Raw genomic sequence first — 16,675 nt, forward strand, 5'->3', positions numbered from 1 at the left:
GTGCGGTGGGCCGTGCGGTGGGCCGTGGTCAGCCGGCCGGGGAGCGGGGAGCGGGCCGGCTGAGCTCGGCGAGGTCGGCCACCGCGGTCGCGCCCACGACGGGGATCCTCGTGGGCCCGCGCTGGCGGCGCCGGTCAGGCGGCCGCGCGGCCCGTCCGGCCGGGCCAGCCCGGCGTCCGGAGCCGGCGCCGGAGCGTGCTGCCGGGCCGTGAGCCGGTGAACTCGCCCTCCGCGCCGCACGCCGCGACCCAGCCGGGGGCGTCCCCGCCGAGCACGTGGGCGGCGCGGGCGTAGGCCTGGGCCTCCACCGCGCTGCGCGCGGCCACCACGACACGGTCCCACGGGCTCTCCGCGGCGGCACCGGTGACCGGGTTGACCAGGGCGCTCCCCGGCCGGGGAAGCACGGCGAGACCGCGGTGGCCCGCCGCCAGGAGGCCGGCCCAGGCGGCGGCGTCCAGGGCCGGGTCCGGACCGGGCCCCGGGGCCGCGGCCAGGGCGGCGGCCCCGGCGGGAGGGCCGGCCACGGCCAGCACCCCGCCGGCGCGGGCGACGAGCCCGTGGCCGGGGAAGGCCTCGGCGAAGAGCTGGGCCGTGCGGTCCGCGGCCCAGGCGTCGGCGACCTCGGCGAGGTCCAGGACGGTGCCCCGCCGCATCCGCAGGCGGCGGGCGGGCAGGTCGAGGTCCAGGTGGGCGATCCCCGGGGCCGGGCGGGCCGGCAGGCCGTCCTGGGCACGCCAGGCGGCGTCGCCGGTGGTGGGGTCGACCAGCCCGCTGGTGAGGCGGGTGGCCTGCAGCGCGGCGGCGAGGACCTGTGCGAGCACGGGACCGACGACCACGTCGACGTCCTCGTGCTCGGCGAAGCGGTTCAGCAGGGACAGCTCCGAGTCGATGCGCTCGGGCGCCACGGCCGCGGAGACCTCGCGGTGGACGCGCTCGGCCAGCCGCCGGGCCTCCTCCTGGAGGTCCGGGGCCGGGGCGCGGACGGTGTCCGGGCTCGGCGCCCCGGGCGGGGTGGGGGTGGACATGGCCGTCTCCTGGCGGTCTCGTGTCGGCGCGTGTCGGAGGACGCGCAAGGCCCTGCGGGACAACGGGCAGGTGGTGCCGAGCATACGCGCGACGGGGACCCTCCGGACGGTGACGTGACCGCTCGTTACCTGACCGTCATCGCGGCGGGCCGGGGCCGCCGCGGCCCGGCCCCCGGCACCGGCGCGCCGTCGGGGATCCCGGCGCCACCGTCCCGCCCGCCGGCCGCCGCGGTCCAGCGCAGCACGTCGGCCGGGCGGTTGGAGGTCAGCTGCTGGACGCCCAGGGCGCGGCACAGGTCCACGTCCCGCGCCGTGTCGATCGTCCAGGCCCGCAGCACGCGTCCGTCGGCGGCCCACCGGCGCACCAGGTCCGGCCGGGCGCGGACGAAGTCGATGCCGGGCCCCACGATGTCCACGAGCCCGGCCGCGATGACGGGCAGCGCCGGGGGCACCACGAGCCGCATCCCGGCGTGCAGCACGGCGGCGGCGGTGCGGTTCACGCGCAGGCTCTCCCGGACCGTGCGGCGGGTGGTGGTCTCCACCAGCTGGCACACGTGCCGGGCGGGCACCGTCTCGAGGAGGTGGCGGACGGCGTCGGGGTGGAAGCTCATCAGCGAGATCGTGACCTGGCCCAGTCGGCCGGTCTCGGGGTCCCACCCCTCGCGCATCAGCACGTTCAGGACCTCCTCCTCGAGCTGGTGGCCGTACGGGCTGGGGTGCTTGGTCTCCACGGCCAGGCCCACGGGCCGGCCGGCCCCGCGCAGCAGGTCCAGCAGCTCCGGCAGGGTCAGCAGCTGGCGGTCGCGGGACCCGTGGCCCGGCGGGATCGGCACGCCCTTCCAGGACACCCAGTCGAGGCGGCGCAGCTCGGCGAGCGTGCGCGCCGAGACGGGTCCGCGGCCGTCGCTCGTGCGCCCGAGCTGGGCGTCGTGGTGGAGGACGAGGTGGCGGTCCCGGGTCAGGTGGACGTCGCACTCCACGCCGTCCGCCCCGTCCAGCAGCGCCTGGACGTAGGCGGCCCGGGTGTGCTCCGGATAGGCGGCGCTGGATCCCCGGTGGGCGTAGACGATCGGTCGCACGGCGCTCCCTCGGCTCCTGGCGGGGCGGTGGCCCCGCTCCCGGCGCCAGAGTAGGGAGGCGCGGTGAACGGGTCACCACGTCCGGGCGGATGCGTCGTGAACGACGACGACGCCCCGCCGGAGGGCGGGGCGTCGTCGGAGCGGGGACCGGTGCGGCGGCTACTTCCCGCCGGAGATCTCGCCGTGGGCGGCCGTGTCCGGGGTGCCGTCCTCGCCGCCGAACCGGGGGGCCCGCTCGGAGAGGGCGAGCTCGGCCGGGAAGGTGGCGGGCAGCGGCCCGAACGCCTCGTGGGTCGCGGTGATGACCTGCTTGGACATGGCCAGGTTCGCGCCCCCGCCGACGATCGCGCCGACGCCGAACGGCAGGGCCCGGCCGAACACGGCTCCGGTCTGCCGGAGCAGGAAGCGCTTGACGAACATGTTGCGGATGACCCGGCTGACGTCGAAGGTCTTCGAGTCGTCCTTGCCCATCATCAGGCCCCAGGACGACACCATGCCCTTGCCCTTGGTGCCGCTGGCCAGGATCTGGTTCATGACCTGCCGGCCGTCCTCGCCGAGCATGAGGGCCATGACCATGGTGCGGGTCTTCTCGGGGTCCTCGGTGTGCACCCCGTGCAGCTCGGCGATGGCCTGGGCGTAGAGGGCGGTGGCCTCGAGGTAGCCGACCACCGCGAAGGAGGACAGCCCCAGGGAGGCGACGGTGCCGACGCCGGGGACCACCGCGGTGGCGCCGACCGCGCCGCCCTCGACGGTGACGGAGCGGACGTAGATCTTCTCCAGGCGCCGGGCCAGCTGCTCGGGCGTCTCGTCGGGGTACTTGGCGCGCACCTTCTTCACGAACGCGAGCACGACCGGGCGCTGGGCGCGCAGGACGGTGTCCAGGAACTTGTTCATGGCCGGCTTGGGCTTGCCGTGCTCGTCGAAGGCCGAGCTCAGGGGGTTCAGGTCCATGGGGTGCTCTCCTCGTGGAATGCCGGGACGGTGGTCTGCGGCCCACTATATGCACAGCCCACTGAGCAGGAGCCGGGATTCGCCGACGGCGGAGGTGCGGACCCTCAGTCCCCCGGCAGCAGGGAGACCGAGGGGTCGACCCGCTGGAAGGAGTCCGGGAACTCGGCGCGCAGCCGGACGAGCTCGCGGGCGAAGGCGTCCAGGTCCCGGTCCTCCTGGCTCACCGGGTGCCACTGCCGGGCGGGCAGGGCGTGGCCGGCGTCGTCGAGGGCGACCATGACCATGAGGCAGTTGGTCGTCAGCTGGAGCTCGCCGGTGGCGGGGTCCCCGGACCAGCAGTTGACGGAGATGTGCAGGCCGCGGGCCGCGGTGTGGATCAGCCGCGCCCGGACCTCCACGAGGTGGCCGATGTGCATGGGCCGGTAGAAGCGGACCCCGCCCGCGTACACGGCGATGACCGGGCGCCCGGCCCACCGGGACCCGCACACGAACGCGGCCTCGTCGATCCAGCGCATGGCCGTGCCGCCGTGCACCTTCCCGCCCCAGTTGATGTCCGTGGGGGCGGCGAGGAAGCGCAGCACCGTCTCCTCGGCCGTGCCCTCGTCGGTGTACTTCTGCTCCGCCATCAGCGCCTCGATGCTGTTGCGCAGCTCGATCCGCCGCTTCGTCACCGCCTGCTGCCGGCGCTCGTGCTCGGTCTCGGGCGTCCACTGCGGGACCGGGGTGGGGCGGCCGTCCCCGTCGACGGCCACCATGATGATCAGGCAGGTGTCCCGCAGGGTGACCCCCTGCTCGCGCGGGTCCGCGGAGGCCACCTCGACCCGGATGTGCATCGAGGAGCGGCCGGTGTGCACGATCTTCGCGGCGACCTCGACCATGTCCCCCACGCTGACCGGGCGGTCGAAGTGGATGTTGCCCACGTAGGCGGTGACGCAGTAGGCCCGCGACCAGCCGACGGCGCACGCGTACGCGGCCTTGTCGATCCACTCCAGCACGCGCCCGCCGTCCACGGTGCCGGTGCGCCCGGCGTCGGTCGGGGCGGCGAGGAAGCGGAGCACAGCGGTGTCACGGGCGGCCATGGCACCAGTGTGGCACGGCCGCCCCGGGCCGGGGCTCACCGGGTGAACGGCGCCCAGGCGTTGAGCCGGCGGAGCATGTCCGACTTCTTGTGCGCGTGCCCCTCCATGCGCACCAGGATGTCGTCGAGCGCCTCGATCGCGTCCACCACGAACGGCCCCTTGTTGAGCATCACGCACTCGGCGCGCTGGCCCATCGCCGCGTCGGTGACCTCGGCCCGGGAGGGCAGGCCCTTCTTGGCCAGCGACTCGAGCACCTGGGTGGCCCACACGACCGGGACGTGCCCGGCCTCGCACAGCCACAGGATCTCCTCCTGCACCTCGGCGAGCCGTTCGAAGCCGGCCTCGACCGCGAGGTCCCCGCGGGCGATCATCACGCCCACGTCCTGCCAGCGCATCGCCTCCAGGAGCATCAGCGGCAGCGCCTGGAAGCCGCCCACCGTCTCGATCTTGAGGGTGATGTCCAGCTCGCGGCGGCCGACGGCCTCCAGCTCCTCCAGCAGGTTGGTCACGTCCTGGCGCGAGCGCACGAAGGACATGTTGACGGCGTCGGCGTGCTCGGCCACGAAGGGCAGGTGCGCGCGGTCCTCGTCGGTGAGCGCCGAGATCCGCAGGTCGGTCTCGGGCAGGTTGATGCCCTTCCGCGCCCGCAGCTTCGCGCCGCCGGGAGCGGCCTGCAGCACCGCGAGCTCGATCTCCTCGGGGGACACGGCGGTGATCCGGCACCGGATCTTCCCGTCGTCGAGCCACACGGGCTGCCCCTCCCGGGCGTCGGTGAAGGCCTCGGGCAGCGAGCAGCCGATCCGGTGCGGCCCCTGCGCCCGGACCGGGGCGGGGGCCATGTCACGGGTCAGCACGAGCACGTCACCGGTGCGCACGCGCAGGAACTGCTCGACCGCGGGCAGCTCGCCGAGCACGCCCTCGGTGCCGTCCTCCGCCTCGACGGCCAGGCCCGTGGCGAAGTACACGGTCTTGGAGCACTCCACCAGCACGCCCGGACCGGTCGCCTCCAGCACCCGCAGCGTCCGCCCGGAGCCGCGCGCGTCCTTCAGCCGCAGCCTCTCCCCCGGCACGCGCGCCGCGGTCCAGGCGGGGTCGGCCACGGGAACGGCCGGGGCGTCGTCGTCCACCCCCGGGTCCGGGTCCCCCAGCCAGAGGCGGGCCGGTGCGGTGACCCGGCCGCGGCTGTCCCGGACCGGCTTGATCTTCTCGACCTGCGGGCCCGGCTCGACCGGCCCGGTGCGCAGCTTGGGCCCGGCGAGGTCCATCGCCACGCGCACCTCGTGCCCGGTCGCGCGCTCGGCCGCCCGCACGTGCCCGATCATGGCCTCCCACTGCTCGGGGCCGTCGTGCGCGCAGTTGATCCGGGCCACGTCCATCCCGGCGCGGACCATGGACTCGACGAGACGACGGTCCCCGGCCGCCTCCGAGGGCAGGGTCACCATGATGCGGGTGCGCCGGTCCTCGCGGCCCGGTCCCAGCAGGGCGGCGGTGTTGCGGCGCAGGACCTCGGTCCCGGGCAGCTCGGGCTCCTCGAGGGGGACCCCGGGGTCGGGGGCGGCGAAGGCCTCGTCGGTGCGGGCCGCGAGCACCTGCAGGGTCTCCACCACGGCGGTCAGGTGCGTCATGACGCCCGCCTCCATCCGCCCGAGCGAGGACACGCCCAGACGGCTGAGGTCCCGCTGCAGGTCCCGGACGTCCTGGCTGCGCACGGCCACGTAGTCCACGAGGTTCAGGGCGGAGCGGCGGTGGCGGGGGGTCACCCGCTCCAGCTCCGGCACCGCGGCGCGGCGGGCCGCGGCGACCACCTCGACGAGGGCGAGGAGGCGGTCGAGCAGCTCCGCGGCGCGCTCCTGCCGGGCGGTCATCGCCGGCCCCCGGGGACCACGTCGACCCACACGGGGCGGTGGTCGGAGGTCGGGAACGGGTGCTCGCCGGTCAGCTCGGCGCCGGGCTCGCCGGGGACGGGCCAGAACACCCCGGCGCCGGTGACCCGCAGGTTCCGCGAGGGCAGCACGTAGTCGGCGCGCAGGTTGCCGGGGGCGGGGTCGTCGGCGAAGTCCGCGGTGTCGTGGGCGGGGTCGGAGCGGTGGGCGAGGTTCGCCCCGCCCTGCCGGGCGGCGGCCTCGGGGCCGCCGGCGGAGGCGGGCAGGGGGTCCTGCACGCGCGGGTGCTCCAGGAGCTGCTGGATCGCCCCGGGCCACGAGTCGCCGTCGAGGGGGTCCGCGTTCTGGTCGCCCATCACCACGAAGCGCTCCCCCGGCCGCAGCCCGCCGCGCACCCCCTCGTCGTCGTAGACGTACGACGACGCGGCGGGGCCGCGCACGTAGTCGGCCCAGAACCGGATCTCGTCGGCGTTGCGCCGGCCGTTGCGGTCCTCGGGCCCGTCGAAGGTCGGCGGGGTCGGGTGGGACGCCAGCACGTGCACCGTCGTGCTCCCGATGCGCACCGGAACGTCCCAGTGGGACTTGCTGGACAGCCGCAGCTGCTCCGCGTGCCCGGGGGCGTAGTGCTCCGCGGGCAGGCGGCTGCCGGGCATGTCCGCCCACCGGAAGTCCCGGAAGGTGCGGATCCCGTCGGTGTCGAGCGGGTGCTTCGAGTAGAGGACCATGCCGTACTGGCCGGGGAAGAGCCCGAAGCCCCACGCGTCGTCGGGCCCGCCCACGACCCCGTCCCGGTTCAGGTCCAGCCCCGAGGGCTCCCCCGTGTTCACCGGGGCGGTGTAGACGTACGGGTAGTGCACGGGGTCCTGGCCGCGCTGCGGGACCTCCAGGTAGTTCGTGCGGAACAGCTCCGCCGAGCGGCCCGCCGCGTCGTGGTCGAACTCGTTGAGGAGCAGCACGTCCGGGGCGGTCCGCTGGACCACCTCGGCCACCGCCCGCGCCTGGGCGTCGCCCGGGGTGGCGAGGTCCTGCTGCAGCTGCCCCGGGGACGCGCGGTTGAGGGACGCGTTGTACGTCATGAAGCGCACCGGGTCCTGTGCCGCCACGGCCTGCTCCCTCCCGTGCCCGGGGGCCCGGTCGTGGCCCTGCGCCCGGGCCGGGCCCTCTCCGGCGGCGGCCGGGAGGCCGGCGCCCATCAGGAGCGCCGCGAGCCCCACCGCCGCCGTCGATCTGCTCGGTCCCAATGATCCTCCTCGTCCGCCCGGCTGTCAGCGACGACCGTAGCGGGTCCGGGCGAACAGCGGTTGAACGGAGGTCGGCTCAGGCGGCGCGGGCGACGGGTGACCGGCGCAGGCGGTAGCCGTGGACCGGGACGAGCCGGCGGGCGCCGGTCCCCGCCTCCAGGATCCAGAGCAGGCCCAGGTGCGGGGCGGACTGGCCCACGGTGCCCACGTGGCAGCGGGTGCCCTGCTCCCACACCTCGATCCGGTCACCGGGCCGGATCAGGGCCGGGTCCCGGACCCAGGTCTCGTCGGCCGGGTTCGCGCCGACCGGGTTCGCGCCGACCGGGTTCGCGCCGACCGGGTTCGCGCCGACCGGGTTCGCCTCGGCCGGGTTGGCGTCGGCCGGGTTGGCGTCGGCCGGAGACGCGACGGGGACGGCGCCGACGGGGACGGTGCCGGCGGGGGCGGTGTCGAGGGTGGAGCCGGCGGGGATGGTGTGGCCGGCGGGGGCGGGAAGAGCGGTCATGGGGCACGTCCTCTCGGGGCCCGGCCCTGTGGGAGCCGGGGCCGTCGACTGCGGTTTCGTCGGACGTCCCCAGGATCGTCCGCCGATGTGGCCGGGACGTTTCGGTCCGGTTGACGGGCCGTGCCGCCACGCCGGGAGGCCTGTGAGATCGGCCACGGGCCGTTAGGCTCGTGCGGACACCGCGCCCGTCCCCGGCGCCGGCCCGCCACCGGAAGGACCCACCGTGAGCAGCTCGCAGAACACCGGTCCCGAGAGGACCAGCTCGGAGAGGACCAGCTCGGAGAGGACCGACCCGCAGAGGATCAACTCGGAGAACATCAGGACCTACGTGGAGCGCATGGCCTCGGACGCGCCCGCCCCCGGCGGCGGCGCCGCCGGGGCGCTGCAGGCGGCGCTGGGCGCGGCCCTGCTCGCGATGTCCGCGCGGTACTCCACCGGCTCGGAGCACGCGGCGGACGCGGCCGCCCGCGCCGAGGAGCTGATCCCGGCCGCGCTGCGGCTCGCCGACGCGGACGCGGAGGCCTTCGGGGAGCTCTCCGCGGCGTTCGGGCTGCCCCGGGACACCGACGAGCAGCGGGCCGCCCGGTCGCGGGCGGTGCAGGAGGCCACCGCGGGTGCGGCCCGGCCGCCGCAGGAGCTGATCGGCGTGGGCGCGGACGTCCTGGGCCTGGCCCGGGAGCTGAACGGCTGGTGCAACCCCAACGTGCTCAGCGACGTCGCGGCGGCCGTGGAGGCCGCCCGCGCCGCCGTCGCGACCGCGCTGGTCACCCTGGAGATCAACGTCCGGTCGCTGAAGGACGAGGCCGTGGTGGAGCAGCTGCGGGCGGAGGTGGCCCGCGGCGAGCGGGCCGTCGAGGACGCCGCGGAGCTCAGCCGGCGGATCCGGGAGCGGGTTCAGGACTGAGCGCGGGCCGGCGCACCCCGAAGGACCCGGCCACCGCCAGCAGCGAGATGATCCCGCCGCACAGGAAGGCGCTGCGCACGCCGGCCTCGGTGGCCTCGGGCCCCGAGGCCCCGGCGGCCGCGGCGCCGGCGGCTCCCAGGGTCAGGACGGTGACGAACAGGGCCGTGCCCGCGGCCCCCGCCACCTGCTGCAGGGTGCCCACCATGGCGGAGCCGTGCGAGTACAGCCGCTCCGGCAGGGAGCCCAGGCCCGCGGTGAACAGCGGGGTGAACATCAGGGCCAGGCCCGTGCTGAGCACCACGTGGGCGAGCAGCACCATCGGCACCGGCGTGGCCGCCGAGGTGGACGCCAGGTACCACAGGGACCCGCTCAGCAGGACCGAGCCCGGCACCAGCAGCACGGTGGGGCCCGAGCGGTCGTAGACCCGCCCGACGACGGGCGCGAGCAGGCCCATGACGAGCCCGCCGGGCAGCAGCAGCAGGCCCGTGCCCAGGGGGTCGAGGCCGTGCACGGTCTGCAGGTAGATGGGCAGCACGATCAGCGTGCCGAAGAGGGCCATCATGCTGACGGAGAGCACCGCCGTGGACGCGGTGAACACCCGGGACCGGAACGTCCGCAGGTCCAGCAGGGCCCGGTCCGCGCGCTGCAGCCGGGTCTGGCGCCGCACGAACACGGCCAGTGCCGCCAGCCCCGCGGCCAGGGGGGCCCACGCCGGGACGGCGGCCTCCCCGCCCTCGCCGAGCGTGCTCAGGCCGTAGACCAGCCCGCCGAAGCCCAGCGCCGAGAGCGCCACGGAGACCACGTCCAGCGGCGCCGGGCGGGGCTCGGTGACGTTCTGCATCCGCCACGCGCCCAGCAGCAGGGAGCCCACCGCGATGGGCAGCACCAGGATGAACATCCACCGCCACTCGAGCACGCTGAGGATGACGCCCGAGATGGTCGGTCCCACGGCGGGGGCCACCGAGATGACGATGGAGATGTTGCCCATGACCCGCCCGCGACCGGCCGGCGGCACCAGGGTCAGGACCGTGGTCATCAGCAGCGGCATCATGATGGCGGTGCCGCAGGCCTGCACCACCCGACCGGCGAGCAGGGTCCCGAACCCGGGCGCGGCCGCGCAGACGAGCGTGCCGAGGCTGAACAGGGTCATGGCGGTCAGGAACACGGGGCGGGTGTGCAGGCGCTGGAGCAGGAACCCCGTCACCGGGATGACCACGGCCATGGTGAGCATGAAGGCGGTGGTCAGCCACTGGCCGGCGACCGCCGTGACGGAGAGGTCGGCCATGAGGCGGGGCAGGGCCACGCCCATGATCGTCTCGTTGAGGATCACCACGAACGTGGAGACGAGCAGCAGCCCGATGACCAGGCGGTTGCGGGCGGAGTGGTCGGTGCCCGCGGCGGCGGCACCGGTGTCCGGGACGCCGGCGGTGGGGGCGGGGGCGGGGGCCGGCGTGGTCTCGGACACGGGGACGTCGGGGCTCATGGGCGGGGGATCCTTCGGGACGCAGCAGGGGTACACCGGTGCAGCCGCCCCACGCCCCGGTTCATTCCCGCCGGGGACGTGACAATGGGCTCATGCGCAGATATCTCAAGGACGCCGGCGTGCACGCCGAGATCATCCCGGACGGCTTCACCGAGGGCGGGTTCGTCCTGTCCATCGGCGGGGCCGAGCAGTCCCACGTGAACCTCGCCCACCCGGAGGAGATCTTCTACGAGTACCTGCGGCGGATCGCCAACGTCGTCGACGTCGTGGCGGCGCCGGGCGCGCCGGTCACCGCGGTGCACCTGGGCGCCGGGGCGCTGACCCTGGCCCGGTACGTGGCGGCGACCCGGCCCGGATCGCCGCAGGCGGCCGTGGAGCTGGAGCGGGAGCTGCCCGCGTTCGTGCTCGAGGCGCTGCCCCTGCCCGCGGGGGCGGAGGTGCGCGTGGTCGTCGACGACGCCCGGGCCGCGCTGCCGCAGGTCGTGGCCCCCGGGACCGCCGACCTGGTGGTCCTCGACGTCTTCTCGGGCCGGGACGCCCCCGGGCACCTCACGCAGCCGTCCTTCTACGCCGAGGCCGCCGGGCTGCTGGCGCCGGGCGGCGTGCTCGTCGTGAACGTGGGCGACGACCCCGGGCTGGGCTTCTTCGCCGGCCAGGCCCGGGCCGTGCGCTCGGCGTTCGCGGACGTGTGGTGCCTGGCCGAGGAGCGGCTGCTCACCGGCCGCTACCCGGGCAACCTGGTCCTCGTGGCCGGCCGCCGCCCGCTGCCCCGGGAGTGGGCGGACGCCTTCGCGGCGGCCGGGCCGCACCCGGCGGGGGTGCTGGACGGGCTGGGCCTGGAGGAACTGCTCGCCCGCCTGTAGCCTGGCTCACACCGCCGAGCCGAGGAGCGCGCCGTGAGCAGCACCGACCACACCGTGCAGGGCCCCGCCGGGGGCGGCACCGCGGGCAGCGCCGCGGACAGCGCCGTCCTGGAGTCCTCCCCCGCCGTCGAGGGCGAGACCTTCTCCCGTGTGGCCCTGACCCCGGCCGCCGTGGAGCTGCTCGGGACGCTGCGGGAGCGGCACGGGCGGCTGATGTTCCACCAGTCCGGCGGGTGCTGCGACGGGTCGGCGCCCATGTGCTATCCGGCCGGGGACTTCCTCACCGGTCCGGCGGACGTGCTCCTGGGCGTGTTCCGGCTGCCCGGCGACCCGGCCACGGCCGAGCTGGAGTTCTGGATGTCCCAGGAGCAGTTCGAGTACTGGAAGCACACCCTGCTCACGGTGGACGTGGTGGTGGGCCGGGGCTCGGGCTTCTCGGTGGAGGCCCCGGAGGGCAAGCGGTTCCTCATCCGCTCCGCGCTCATGCCGGACCCGGTCGCCCCCTGAGCCGGCCCTGCTCGTCGAAGGACGGGCCCCGGTCGTGGACCGGGAAGGTGGCGAAGGCCGGGACCTCGTAGGGGTGGGCCCCGGCCATCGCCCGCAGCACGCGCTCGCGCTCGGCCGCCGGGTAGAGGGTCTCGATCCGGACCTCGTCGACCTGCTCCGGCCTCCCGACCTCCCCGATCGCGGGCTCGGCCCCGGGCAGCGGCGTGAAGCGGCCGGTCCCGGGGCTGACGAAGGCCACGTGGGAGTAGTGACCGGCGCGGCCGGCCCCGGCGTCGCCGAGGGCCTGCAGGACCTGCTCCGCGTGCGTGGCGGGGACGTAGACGACCAGGCAGTGCTGCTCGGCGCTCGGGGGCTCAGGAGTCATGGGGCGCGCACACCTCCGGCTCGACGTGGTCGGCGGGCTCCAGCTGGATGGTGGAGTGCTGGACGGAGACGGGGAAGTGCTCGGCCACGCAGCGCTGGATCCGGCCCAGGGCCTCGGCCGATCCGCCCGCGTAGAAGTACTCCTCCTCGAGCACCACGTGGGCGGTGAGCACGGGCAGGTCCGAGGAGATCCGGGAGGCGTGCAGGTCGTGGACCTCCACCACGTGGGGCAGGCCGAGGATGTGCCCGCGGACGTCGGCGAGGTCGAGGCCGGGGGGCGCGCTCTCCAGCAGCACGGACAGGGACTCCGTGAGCAGCCGGATGGTGCGGGGCACGATGAGCAGCCCGATGAGCAGGGCCACGACGGCGTCCGCCTGCACCCAGCCGGTGAGCGTGATGACCACGGCCGACACGATCACCGCCACGGATCCCAGCGCGTCGTTGAGCACCTCGAGCATCGCCGCCCGCAGGTTGAGGTTGGAGCGGCGGCCCCCGAAGAGCACGACCATCGCCACGAGGTTGCCCAGCAGCCCCAGCACGCCGAAGACGACCAGCTCGGCGGAGGCCACCGGCTGCGGCTCGACGAAGCGGCGCACCCCCTCCACCAGCACGAACAGCCCCACGGCCAGCAGCACCCCCGCCTGCAGGGCCGCGGCCACGATCTCCGCGCGCCGCCAGCCCCACGTGCGCCGGGCGGTCGGCGGGCGCAGGCTCAGCTGCGCGGCGACCAGCGCCAGCAGCAGCCCCCCGGCGTCGGTGAGCACGTGCGCGGTGTCGAGGAGCAGGGCCAGGGACCCGGTCCACAGCGCACCGGCGAGCTGCACGACGAACAGGGCGGCCGTGATGCCGAACGCGGTGGCGATCCGCCACCGGTCGGTGCCGGGCCCGGCGTGCGAGTGCCCGGGCCCGTGGTCGTGCCCGTCCGCCGCGCGCCCGCGGACTCCGGTGTGTTCGTGCGCCATGCCTCCATCGTAGAACGGCGGGGACGTGCCTTCGCCGCGCCGCGGCGGGGCCGGCGGACGGGCGGGCTCAGCCCGTGACGAAGGCGCTGAACTCGCCGGTGGCCGGGCCGTAGTGCGAGTCCACCTTCATGACCGCGCCGGGCGCCTCGCGGCCGTGCAGGGCCTGCAGCAGGTCCCGCACCGCCCGCCGGGGGCCCTCGGCGATGATGCCCACGGTGCCGTCGGTGTTGTTGACGGCCGAGCCGACCAGATCCAGCTCCTCGGCCCGCTGCGCGGTCCACCAGCGGAAGCCGACGCCCTGCACGGCGCCGTGCACCACCGCGGTGAGCCGCAGCGGCTCGTCGAGGTCCAGCTCGTCCGGGTCCCGGTCCGCGGAGGCGCCCTGGTGGATCGGCGGCAGGCTCACAGGTCCACCACCGTGGACTCGCCGGGGTCGATCTGCTCGCCGGTGGCCCGGGCCTTCGCCCAGCGCAGGGCGGTGGCCACCGTTCCCGGACCGCGCCAGTGCTCGGCGGTCTCGGTGCGCACGCGCAGCACGACCAGACCGGGGGTCGAGGGCCCGTCCGGGTAGTAGGCCCTCAGCGCGTCCGACCACAGCCCCTCGATCACCGCCGGGTCCTCGACCACCTCGGCGGCGCCGGAGATCGACACCCACTCGTGGTCGCCCACGAAGGCGACGTTGACGGCGTCGTTGGCCCGCACGTCCCGGACGGCGGAGGTGTCCCGGCTCGTGAAGAAGTCCAGGTCCTCCCCGGGGGCGACGTCGACCACGGTCATGGGCCGGCTGACGAGCTTGCCGGTGGGCTCCCGGGTGCCGAGCATGCCCACGCGGGTGCGGTTCACGAACTCGACGATGTGCTGGATGTCATCCTGGTGCGTGCTCATGAGCTCAGCGTAGGGAACGACCGCGCTCCGGGGCACGGCCGGGCGCGGGAGTTCTTCGTGGGCGGAACCGTGTGTCGGCCGCCGGACGGCCCGGGCGGCCGGCGCACGGTGCCGACGGCCCGGTGCGCGCCCCGGGGTGCCGTCCCGGGGTGCCCGCGCGACGAGGGGCGGCGCCGGGACCCGCACGGGTCCCGGCGCCGCCCCTCGTCCGGACGGGCTCAGCCGCTCAGGCCACCACCTCGAGGGCGTCGGAGATCAGCGTGTCCCCGTCGGAGAAGTCGATCTTCTTGCCCACGGTGGAGGGGTCGTCCAGCACGGCTCCGACCACCAGGGCCACGTTGGCGCGGGAGGTCTTGCGCTCGCCGTCGCGCTCGCCCGTGGAGACGTCGATCTTGCCGCTGGCCTCGTCCTCGGTGAGGGCGCCGGGGCCCACGATGGTCCAGTCCAGCGCGGAGGCGCGCAGGTGGTCGTCGGCGTCGGCCTTGGCCTGGGCGTAGGCGTGGAAGGGGTCGTCCTCGGGGATGCCGTGGTCCTGGCCGGCCCCGAAGTAGGAGACCATCACGAAGCGCTTGGCGCCCGCCACCTCGGCGGCGTCCATCGCGCGGATCGCCGCGTCGCGGTCCACCGCGTAGGTGCGCTCGGGGCTGCCGCCGCCGGCGCCGGCGGTCCACACCACGGCGTCGTGGCCCTCGAGCAGGTCGGCGATCTGCGCGACCGACAGCTGCTCCACGTCGGCGACCACGGGGGTCGCCCCGGTGTTCTCGACGTCGTCCGTGTGGTCCGGGTTGCGGAAGATGCTCGTGACGTCGTTGCCGCCGGTCTTGAGCAGCTGGGAGAGGATGAGTGCGACCTTGCCGTGGCCGCCGATGATGGCTACGTGGGACATGGGGGTGCTCCTTACGGTGGGGAGGGAGTGCGTCGTCCTCCCCGACGCTAGCCGCGTCCGGGCCGCAGGGACACGGCTCACGCGCAGGGCGAAACCGGGAATGCGCGCAGGCCCCGCCGCCGCGGGGTTCCCGGCTCGGGTAGCCTCGGTGCGGCCCCCGTTCCCGACCGAAGGCTCCCCGTGCTGATCTTCCAGGTCCTGCTGTCCACGATCGCCCTGGTCCTGCTGGTCGCCGCGCTGCTCGACGGCGCGGCGACCCTCGCGCTCATCGCGGCGATGATGCTGATGATCGCGCTGTCCGGCGTGTTCATCGCCTACCGCCGGGAGAAGCACCTGGGCCGCCGCTGAGCCGGCCCGGGCGCGCCCCGGACGCCGGGCCGTGCCGGCGGGCCGGCCGCGGCTACTCGGCGGCGTCCTCGATGCCCGTCACCGCGGTGAGCAGGAGCACCGCGTCCTCCAGGGCCTCGACCGAGTGCCGCTCCACGGGCAGCACGTGCAGCTGCCCGGCCTCGAGCACCAGGTCCTCGCCGGAGGTGACGCGGATCCGTCCGTGCAGGATCTGGAGGCTGCCGGCGTACGGCGCGTTGTGCTCGGCCAGCACCGTGCCCTCCTTCAGGGCCACCAGCGTCTGGCGGAGCACCCTCTGGTGCAGCAGGCGCTCCGAGCTGCGGCCGTGGCCGTTGTGGCGGGCCTCGTTGAGGTGCTGCAGGGCGATCTCGTTCAGGTGCCGCATGGTTCTCCTCCTGGGTAGGTGATCCGGTCGCCGTCGACCACGGCGAAGTCCCGCAGCGTCGCGGGGGTCAGCGCGCCGGGGCCCATGATGTGCTGCACGTCGTGCCCGCGCACCAGCAGGGCCTCGGCCACGAGCGAGCGGTGGCAGCGCCACCACACGGCCTCCGCGCACATGATCGCGACGACACGGTCCTCGGCCAGCCGCTCCAGCTCCGCCAGCGCCGCCCGGAACTCCTCGGTCTGCATGTGGTCGGCGTAGCCGCGGAACGAGGCGTTGCGCCAGGCGGTGTTGACCGAGTCCTTCGACGGGCGGCGCAGCCCGCCCAGCCCCCGGCAGTGGGTGTGGCCGATCCCGGCGTGCGCCAGTGTGGCAGGCAGCCGGTCGAGGTCGAACTGCGGATTGGTCCGCGAGCGCGGCACCGTGCGGATGTCGACGACGTGCTGCACGCCGAACTCCTGCAGCAGCTCCACGAACTCCTCGGCGGAGCGGGTCGAGTGCCCCACGGTGTGGACGGTGTGCGCTGCCATGTCCCCACCCTACTGACCGCGCCCCGGGAGCCCTCCGAGGCCGACACGGCCGGTTCCGCGGCCGGTGGGCCGTGCGGCTCACGCCGCCGGTGGGGCGTGCGGCTCCGGCCGCCGCGGGGTCTCACGGCTCGCCGGGCCCGGCCTCGGTCCAGCGGGCCGAGCCGCCCGGGGTCCGCCGGCCCACGGCCGCCGGGGAGTTCCACGCGGCCGGGTCCACCACCGGGAAGCGGCGCCCCGTCACGGCGGCCGGGACGATCCGCACGAACCGGTCCTTGACCCCGGCCTGCCACGGGAACAGCGGCAGCTCCAGCGCGGCCATGAGCGCGTGGCCCCGCTCCACCTCCTCGGCGGGGCCCTTGAGGACCACGCTCCACGCCGTGGAGGTCGCCGGGTCGTGCCCGTCGACCTCGAAGGCCACCGGGGCGGCGGCCATCGCGGCGGCCGTCTTCGTGCCCGCCGCGGAGCGCAGGACCACCGACTCCCCGTCCACGGCGTAGTTGACGGGGAAGATCTCGGGCGCCCCGTCCACCACCGCGGCCAGCCGGCCGATCCCGGCCGTGCTGAGCAGCTGCCAGCAGGTCTCGGCCGGCAGCTCCTCCACGTCCTTGCGGTACCACTCCATCGCCGGCTCCTGACTCTCGCGTCCCTGCACGGCGCCCGTTCAGCGGCGCCTGCCCGCGGCCCTGCCCCGCGGTGCGTGCCTGTCCCCAACCTATGCCCGGGCGGGCGCGGAGGGAACGGCGTGGCGCACCGGCGGGGCGGAACGGGCAGGCGGAACGGGCGGGGAGTGCGAGAATGG

20 protein-coding genes are annotated in these 16,675 nt (G+C 75.4%); 4 read left to right on the top strand and 16 right to left on the bottom strand.

From position 1 onward, the window contains the following. Positions 1 to 134 precede the first annotated feature (134 nt). The 7 genes from AYX06_RS07230 to AYX06_RS07260 all read right to left on the bottom strand — a co-directional run bounded on the left by AYX06_RS07230 (position 135) and on the right by AYX06_RS07260 (position 7,763). On the bottom strand, positions 135 to 1,025 hold the full coding sequence (locus AYX06_RS07230) for an FAD:protein FMN transferase (protein ID WP_062735197.1): 891 nt from the start codon (positions 1,023 to 1,025) through the stop codon (positions 135 to 137). A gap of 125 nt (positions 1,026 to 1,150) precedes the next feature. Further along, positions 1,151 to 2,104, bottom strand: a complete 954-nt coding sequence (locus AYX06_RS07235) for a glycerophosphodiester phosphodiesterase (RefSeq protein ID WP_084271498.1) — start codon at positions 2,102 to 2,104, stop codon at positions 1,151 to 1,153. A gap of 159 nt (positions 2,105 to 2,263) precedes the next feature. After that, on the bottom strand, positions 2,264 to 3,055 hold the full coding sequence (locus AYX06_RS07240) for a hypothetical protein (RefSeq protein WP_062735198.1): 792 nt from the start codon (positions 3,053 to 3,055) through the stop codon (positions 2,264 to 2,266). Positions 3,056 to 3,159: 104 nt separating this feature from the next. Continuing rightward, positions 3,160 to 4,134, bottom strand: coding sequence for an acyl-CoA thioesterase (locus AYX06_RS07245; RefSeq protein WP_062735199.1), 975 nt, complete (start codon positions 4,132 to 4,134; stop codon positions 3,160 to 3,162). A 35-nt stretch (positions 4,135 to 4,169) separates the two neighbouring features. Continuing rightward, positions 4,170 to 5,999 (bottom strand): pyruvate kinase, encoded by a 1,830-nt coding sequence (locus AYX06_RS07250; RefSeq protein ID WP_062735200.1) that lies wholly within the window; start codon positions 5,997 to 5,999, stop codon positions 4,170 to 4,172. Continuing rightward, a complete protein-coding gene (locus AYX06_RS07255; RefSeq protein ID WP_371860060.1) occupies positions 5,996 to 7,258 on the bottom strand; it encodes an endonuclease/exonuclease/phosphatase family protein in 1,263 nt (420 codons plus the stop codon). Before AYX06_RS07255 ends, AYX06_RS07250 begins: the two co-directional genes overlap by 4 nt. A gap of 76 nt (positions 7,259 to 7,334) precedes the next feature. Then, a complete protein-coding gene (locus AYX06_RS07260) occupies positions 7,335 to 7,763 on the bottom strand; it encodes a hypothetical protein (RefSeq protein ID WP_062735201.1) in 429 nt (142 codons plus the stop codon). Between the two features lie 223 nt (positions 7,764 to 7,986). Here AYX06_RS07260 and AYX06_RS07265 point away from each other — a divergent pair, with 223 nt between their 5' ends. Further along, entirely contained in the window at positions 7,987 to 8,667 is a 681-nt protein-coding gene (locus tag AYX06_RS07265; protein ID WP_232319419.1) for a cyclodeaminase/cyclohydrolase family protein, read from the top strand. On the opposite strand, the gene AYX06_RS07270 is transcribed toward AYX06_RS07265, so the two are convergent. Further along, positions 8,633 to 10,150, bottom strand: coding sequence for an MDR family MFS transporter (locus AYX06_RS07270; RefSeq protein WP_062735202.1), 1,518 nt, complete (start codon positions 10,148 to 10,150; stop codon positions 8,633 to 8,635). The two genes, AYX06_RS07265 and AYX06_RS07270, sit on opposite strands and share 35 nt — an antisense overlap. A 92-nt stretch (positions 10,151 to 10,242) precedes the next feature. Between AYX06_RS07270 and AYX06_RS07275 the strand changes: the two genes are divergently transcribed. After that, on the top strand, positions 10,243 to 11,013 hold the full coding sequence (locus AYX06_RS07275; protein ID WP_062735203.1) for a spermidine synthase: 771 nt from the start codon (positions 10,243 to 10,245) through the stop codon (positions 11,011 to 11,013). A 108-nt stretch (positions 11,014 to 11,121) separates the two neighbouring features. Then, positions 11,122 to 11,520, top strand: a complete 399-nt coding sequence (locus tag AYX06_RS07280; protein ID WP_147017485.1) for a DUF779 domain-containing protein — start codon at positions 11,122 to 11,124, stop codon at positions 11,518 to 11,520. On the opposite strand, the gene AYX06_RS07285 is transcribed toward AYX06_RS07280, so the two are convergent. The 5 genes from AYX06_RS07285 to AYX06_RS07305 form a co-directional block, all read right to left on the bottom strand. After that, positions 11,495 to 11,884, bottom strand: a complete 390-nt coding sequence (locus tag AYX06_RS07285; RefSeq protein WP_062735204.1) for a hypothetical protein — start codon at positions 11,882 to 11,884, stop codon at positions 11,495 to 11,497. The genes AYX06_RS07280 and AYX06_RS07285 overlap by 26 nt on opposite strands. Continuing rightward, positions 11,874 to 12,845, bottom strand: coding sequence for a cation diffusion facilitator family transporter (locus AYX06_RS07290; protein WP_062735205.1), 972 nt, complete (start codon positions 12,843 to 12,845; stop codon positions 11,874 to 11,876). Before AYX06_RS07290 ends, AYX06_RS07285 begins: the two co-directional genes overlap by 11 nt. Before the next feature lie 67 nt (positions 12,846 to 12,912). Further along, positions 12,913 to 13,251: an acylphosphatase gene (locus tag AYX06_RS07295; protein ID WP_084271500.1), complete on the bottom strand. Its 339-nt coding sequence runs from the start codon at positions 13,249 to 13,251 to the stop codon at positions 12,913 to 12,915. After that, the gene (locus tag AYX06_RS07300; RefSeq protein WP_062735206.1) at positions 13,248 to 13,730 is read right to left on the bottom strand and encodes a pyridoxamine 5'-phosphate oxidase family protein; all 483 of its coding nucleotides are present in this window, start codon (positions 13,728 to 13,730) and stop codon (positions 13,248 to 13,250) included. The genes AYX06_RS07295 and AYX06_RS07300 overlap by 4 nt, the downstream gene beginning before the upstream one ends. Positions 13,731 to 13,956: 226 nt before the next feature. After that, positions 13,957 to 14,616, bottom strand: coding sequence for an SDR family oxidoreductase (locus tag AYX06_RS07305; protein ID WP_062735207.1), 660 nt, complete (start codon positions 14,614 to 14,616; stop codon positions 13,957 to 13,959). Between the two features lie 180 nt (positions 14,617 to 14,796). On the opposite strand from AYX06_RS07305, the gene AYX06_RS19690 reads away from it, so the two are divergent. Beyond that, on the top strand, positions 14,797 to 14,964 hold the full coding sequence (locus AYX06_RS19690; protein WP_157093455.1) for a hypothetical protein: 168 nt from the start codon (positions 14,797 to 14,799) through the stop codon (positions 14,962 to 14,964). 52 nt (positions 14,965 to 15,016) lie between these two features. Here AYX06_RS19690 and AYX06_RS07310 read toward each other — a convergent pair whose 3' ends face one another. From AYX06_RS07310 to AYX06_RS07320, 3 genes are all read right to left on the bottom strand, one after another. After that, complete coding sequence (locus AYX06_RS07310) at positions 15,017 to 15,349, bottom strand: cupin domain-containing protein (protein WP_062735208.1); 333 nt, start codon at positions 15,347 to 15,349, stop codon at positions 15,017 to 15,019. Further along, positions 15,337 to 15,876, bottom strand: a complete 540-nt coding sequence (locus AYX06_RS07315; RefSeq protein ID WP_062735209.1) for a DUF488 domain-containing protein — start codon at positions 15,874 to 15,876, stop codon at positions 15,337 to 15,339. Before AYX06_RS07315 ends, AYX06_RS07310 begins: the two co-directional genes overlap by 13 nt. A gap of 121 nt (positions 15,877 to 15,997) precedes the next feature. Then, positions 15,998 to 16,498, bottom strand: a complete 501-nt coding sequence (locus AYX06_RS07320) for a pyridoxamine 5'-phosphate oxidase family protein (protein WP_062735210.1) — start codon at positions 16,496 to 16,498, stop codon at positions 15,998 to 16,000. Positions 16,499 to 16,675: the final 177 nt, after the last annotated feature.

Origin of the sequence: Kocuria turfanensis (assembly GCF_001580365.1) — a bacterium.
GTDB classification, from domain to species: Bacteria; Actinomycetota; Actinomycetes; order Actinomycetales; family Micrococcaceae; genus Kocuria; species Kocuria turfanensis.

What these genes read in the sequence shown, in the direction of transcription:
- AYX06_RS07300 (WP_062735206.1), bottom strand. Translation starts at nt 13,730, where the DNA reads ATGAGCACGCACCAGGATGACATCCAGCACATCGTCGAGTTCGTGAAC.
- AYX06_RS07290 (WP_062735205.1), bottom strand. Translation starts at nt 12,845, where the DNA reads ATGGCGCACGAACACACCGGAGTCCGCGGGCGCGCGGCGGACGGGCAC.
- AYX06_RS07240 (WP_062735198.1), bottom strand. Translation starts at nt 3,055, where the DNA reads ATGGACCTGAACCCCCTGAGCTCGGCCTTCGACGAGCACGGCAAGCCC.
- AYX06_RS07320 (WP_062735210.1), bottom strand. Translation starts at nt 16,498, where the DNA reads ATGGAGTGGTACCGCAAGGACGTGGAGGAGCTGCCGGCCGAGACCTGC.
- AYX06_RS07315 (WP_062735209.1), bottom strand. Translation starts at nt 15,876, where the DNA reads ATGGCAGCGCACACCGTCCACACCGTGGGGCACTCGACCCGCTCCGCC.
- AYX06_RS07270 (WP_062735202.1), bottom strand. Translation starts at nt 10,150, where the DNA reads ATGAGCCCCGACGTCCCCGTGTCCGAGACCACGCCGGCCCCCGCCCCC.
- AYX06_RS07250 (WP_062735200.1), bottom strand. Translation starts at nt 5,999, where the DNA reads ATGACCGCCCGGCAGGAGCGCGCCGCGGAGCTGCTCGACCGCCTCCTC.
- AYX06_RS07275 (WP_062735203.1), top strand. Translation starts at nt 10,243, where the DNA reads ATGCGCAGATATCTCAAGGACGCCGGCGTGCACGCCGAGATCATCCCG.
- AYX06_RS07245 (WP_062735199.1), bottom strand. Translation starts at nt 4,134, where the DNA reads ATGGCCGCCCGTGACACCGCTGTGCTCCGCTTCCTCGCCGCCCCGACC.
- AYX06_RS07230 (WP_062735197.1), bottom strand. Translation starts at nt 1,025, where the DNA reads ATGTCCACCCCCACCCCGCCCGGGGCGCCGAGCCCGGACACCGTCCGC.
- AYX06_RS07305 (WP_062735207.1), bottom strand. Translation starts at nt 14,616, where the DNA reads ATGTCCCACGTAGCCATCATCGGCGGCCACGGCAAGGTCGCACTCATC.
- AYX06_RS07310 (WP_062735208.1), bottom strand. Translation starts at nt 15,349, where the DNA reads ATGCGGCACCTGAACGAGATCGCCCTGCAGCACCTCAACGAGGCCCGC.
- AYX06_RS07260 (WP_062735201.1), bottom strand. Translation starts at nt 7,763, where the DNA reads ATGACCGCTCTTCCCGCCCCCGCCGGCCACACCATCCCCGCCGGCTCC.
- AYX06_RS07285 (WP_062735204.1), bottom strand. Translation starts at nt 11,884, where the DNA reads ATGACTCCTGAGCCCCCGAGCGCCGAGCAGCACTGCCTGGTCGTCTAC.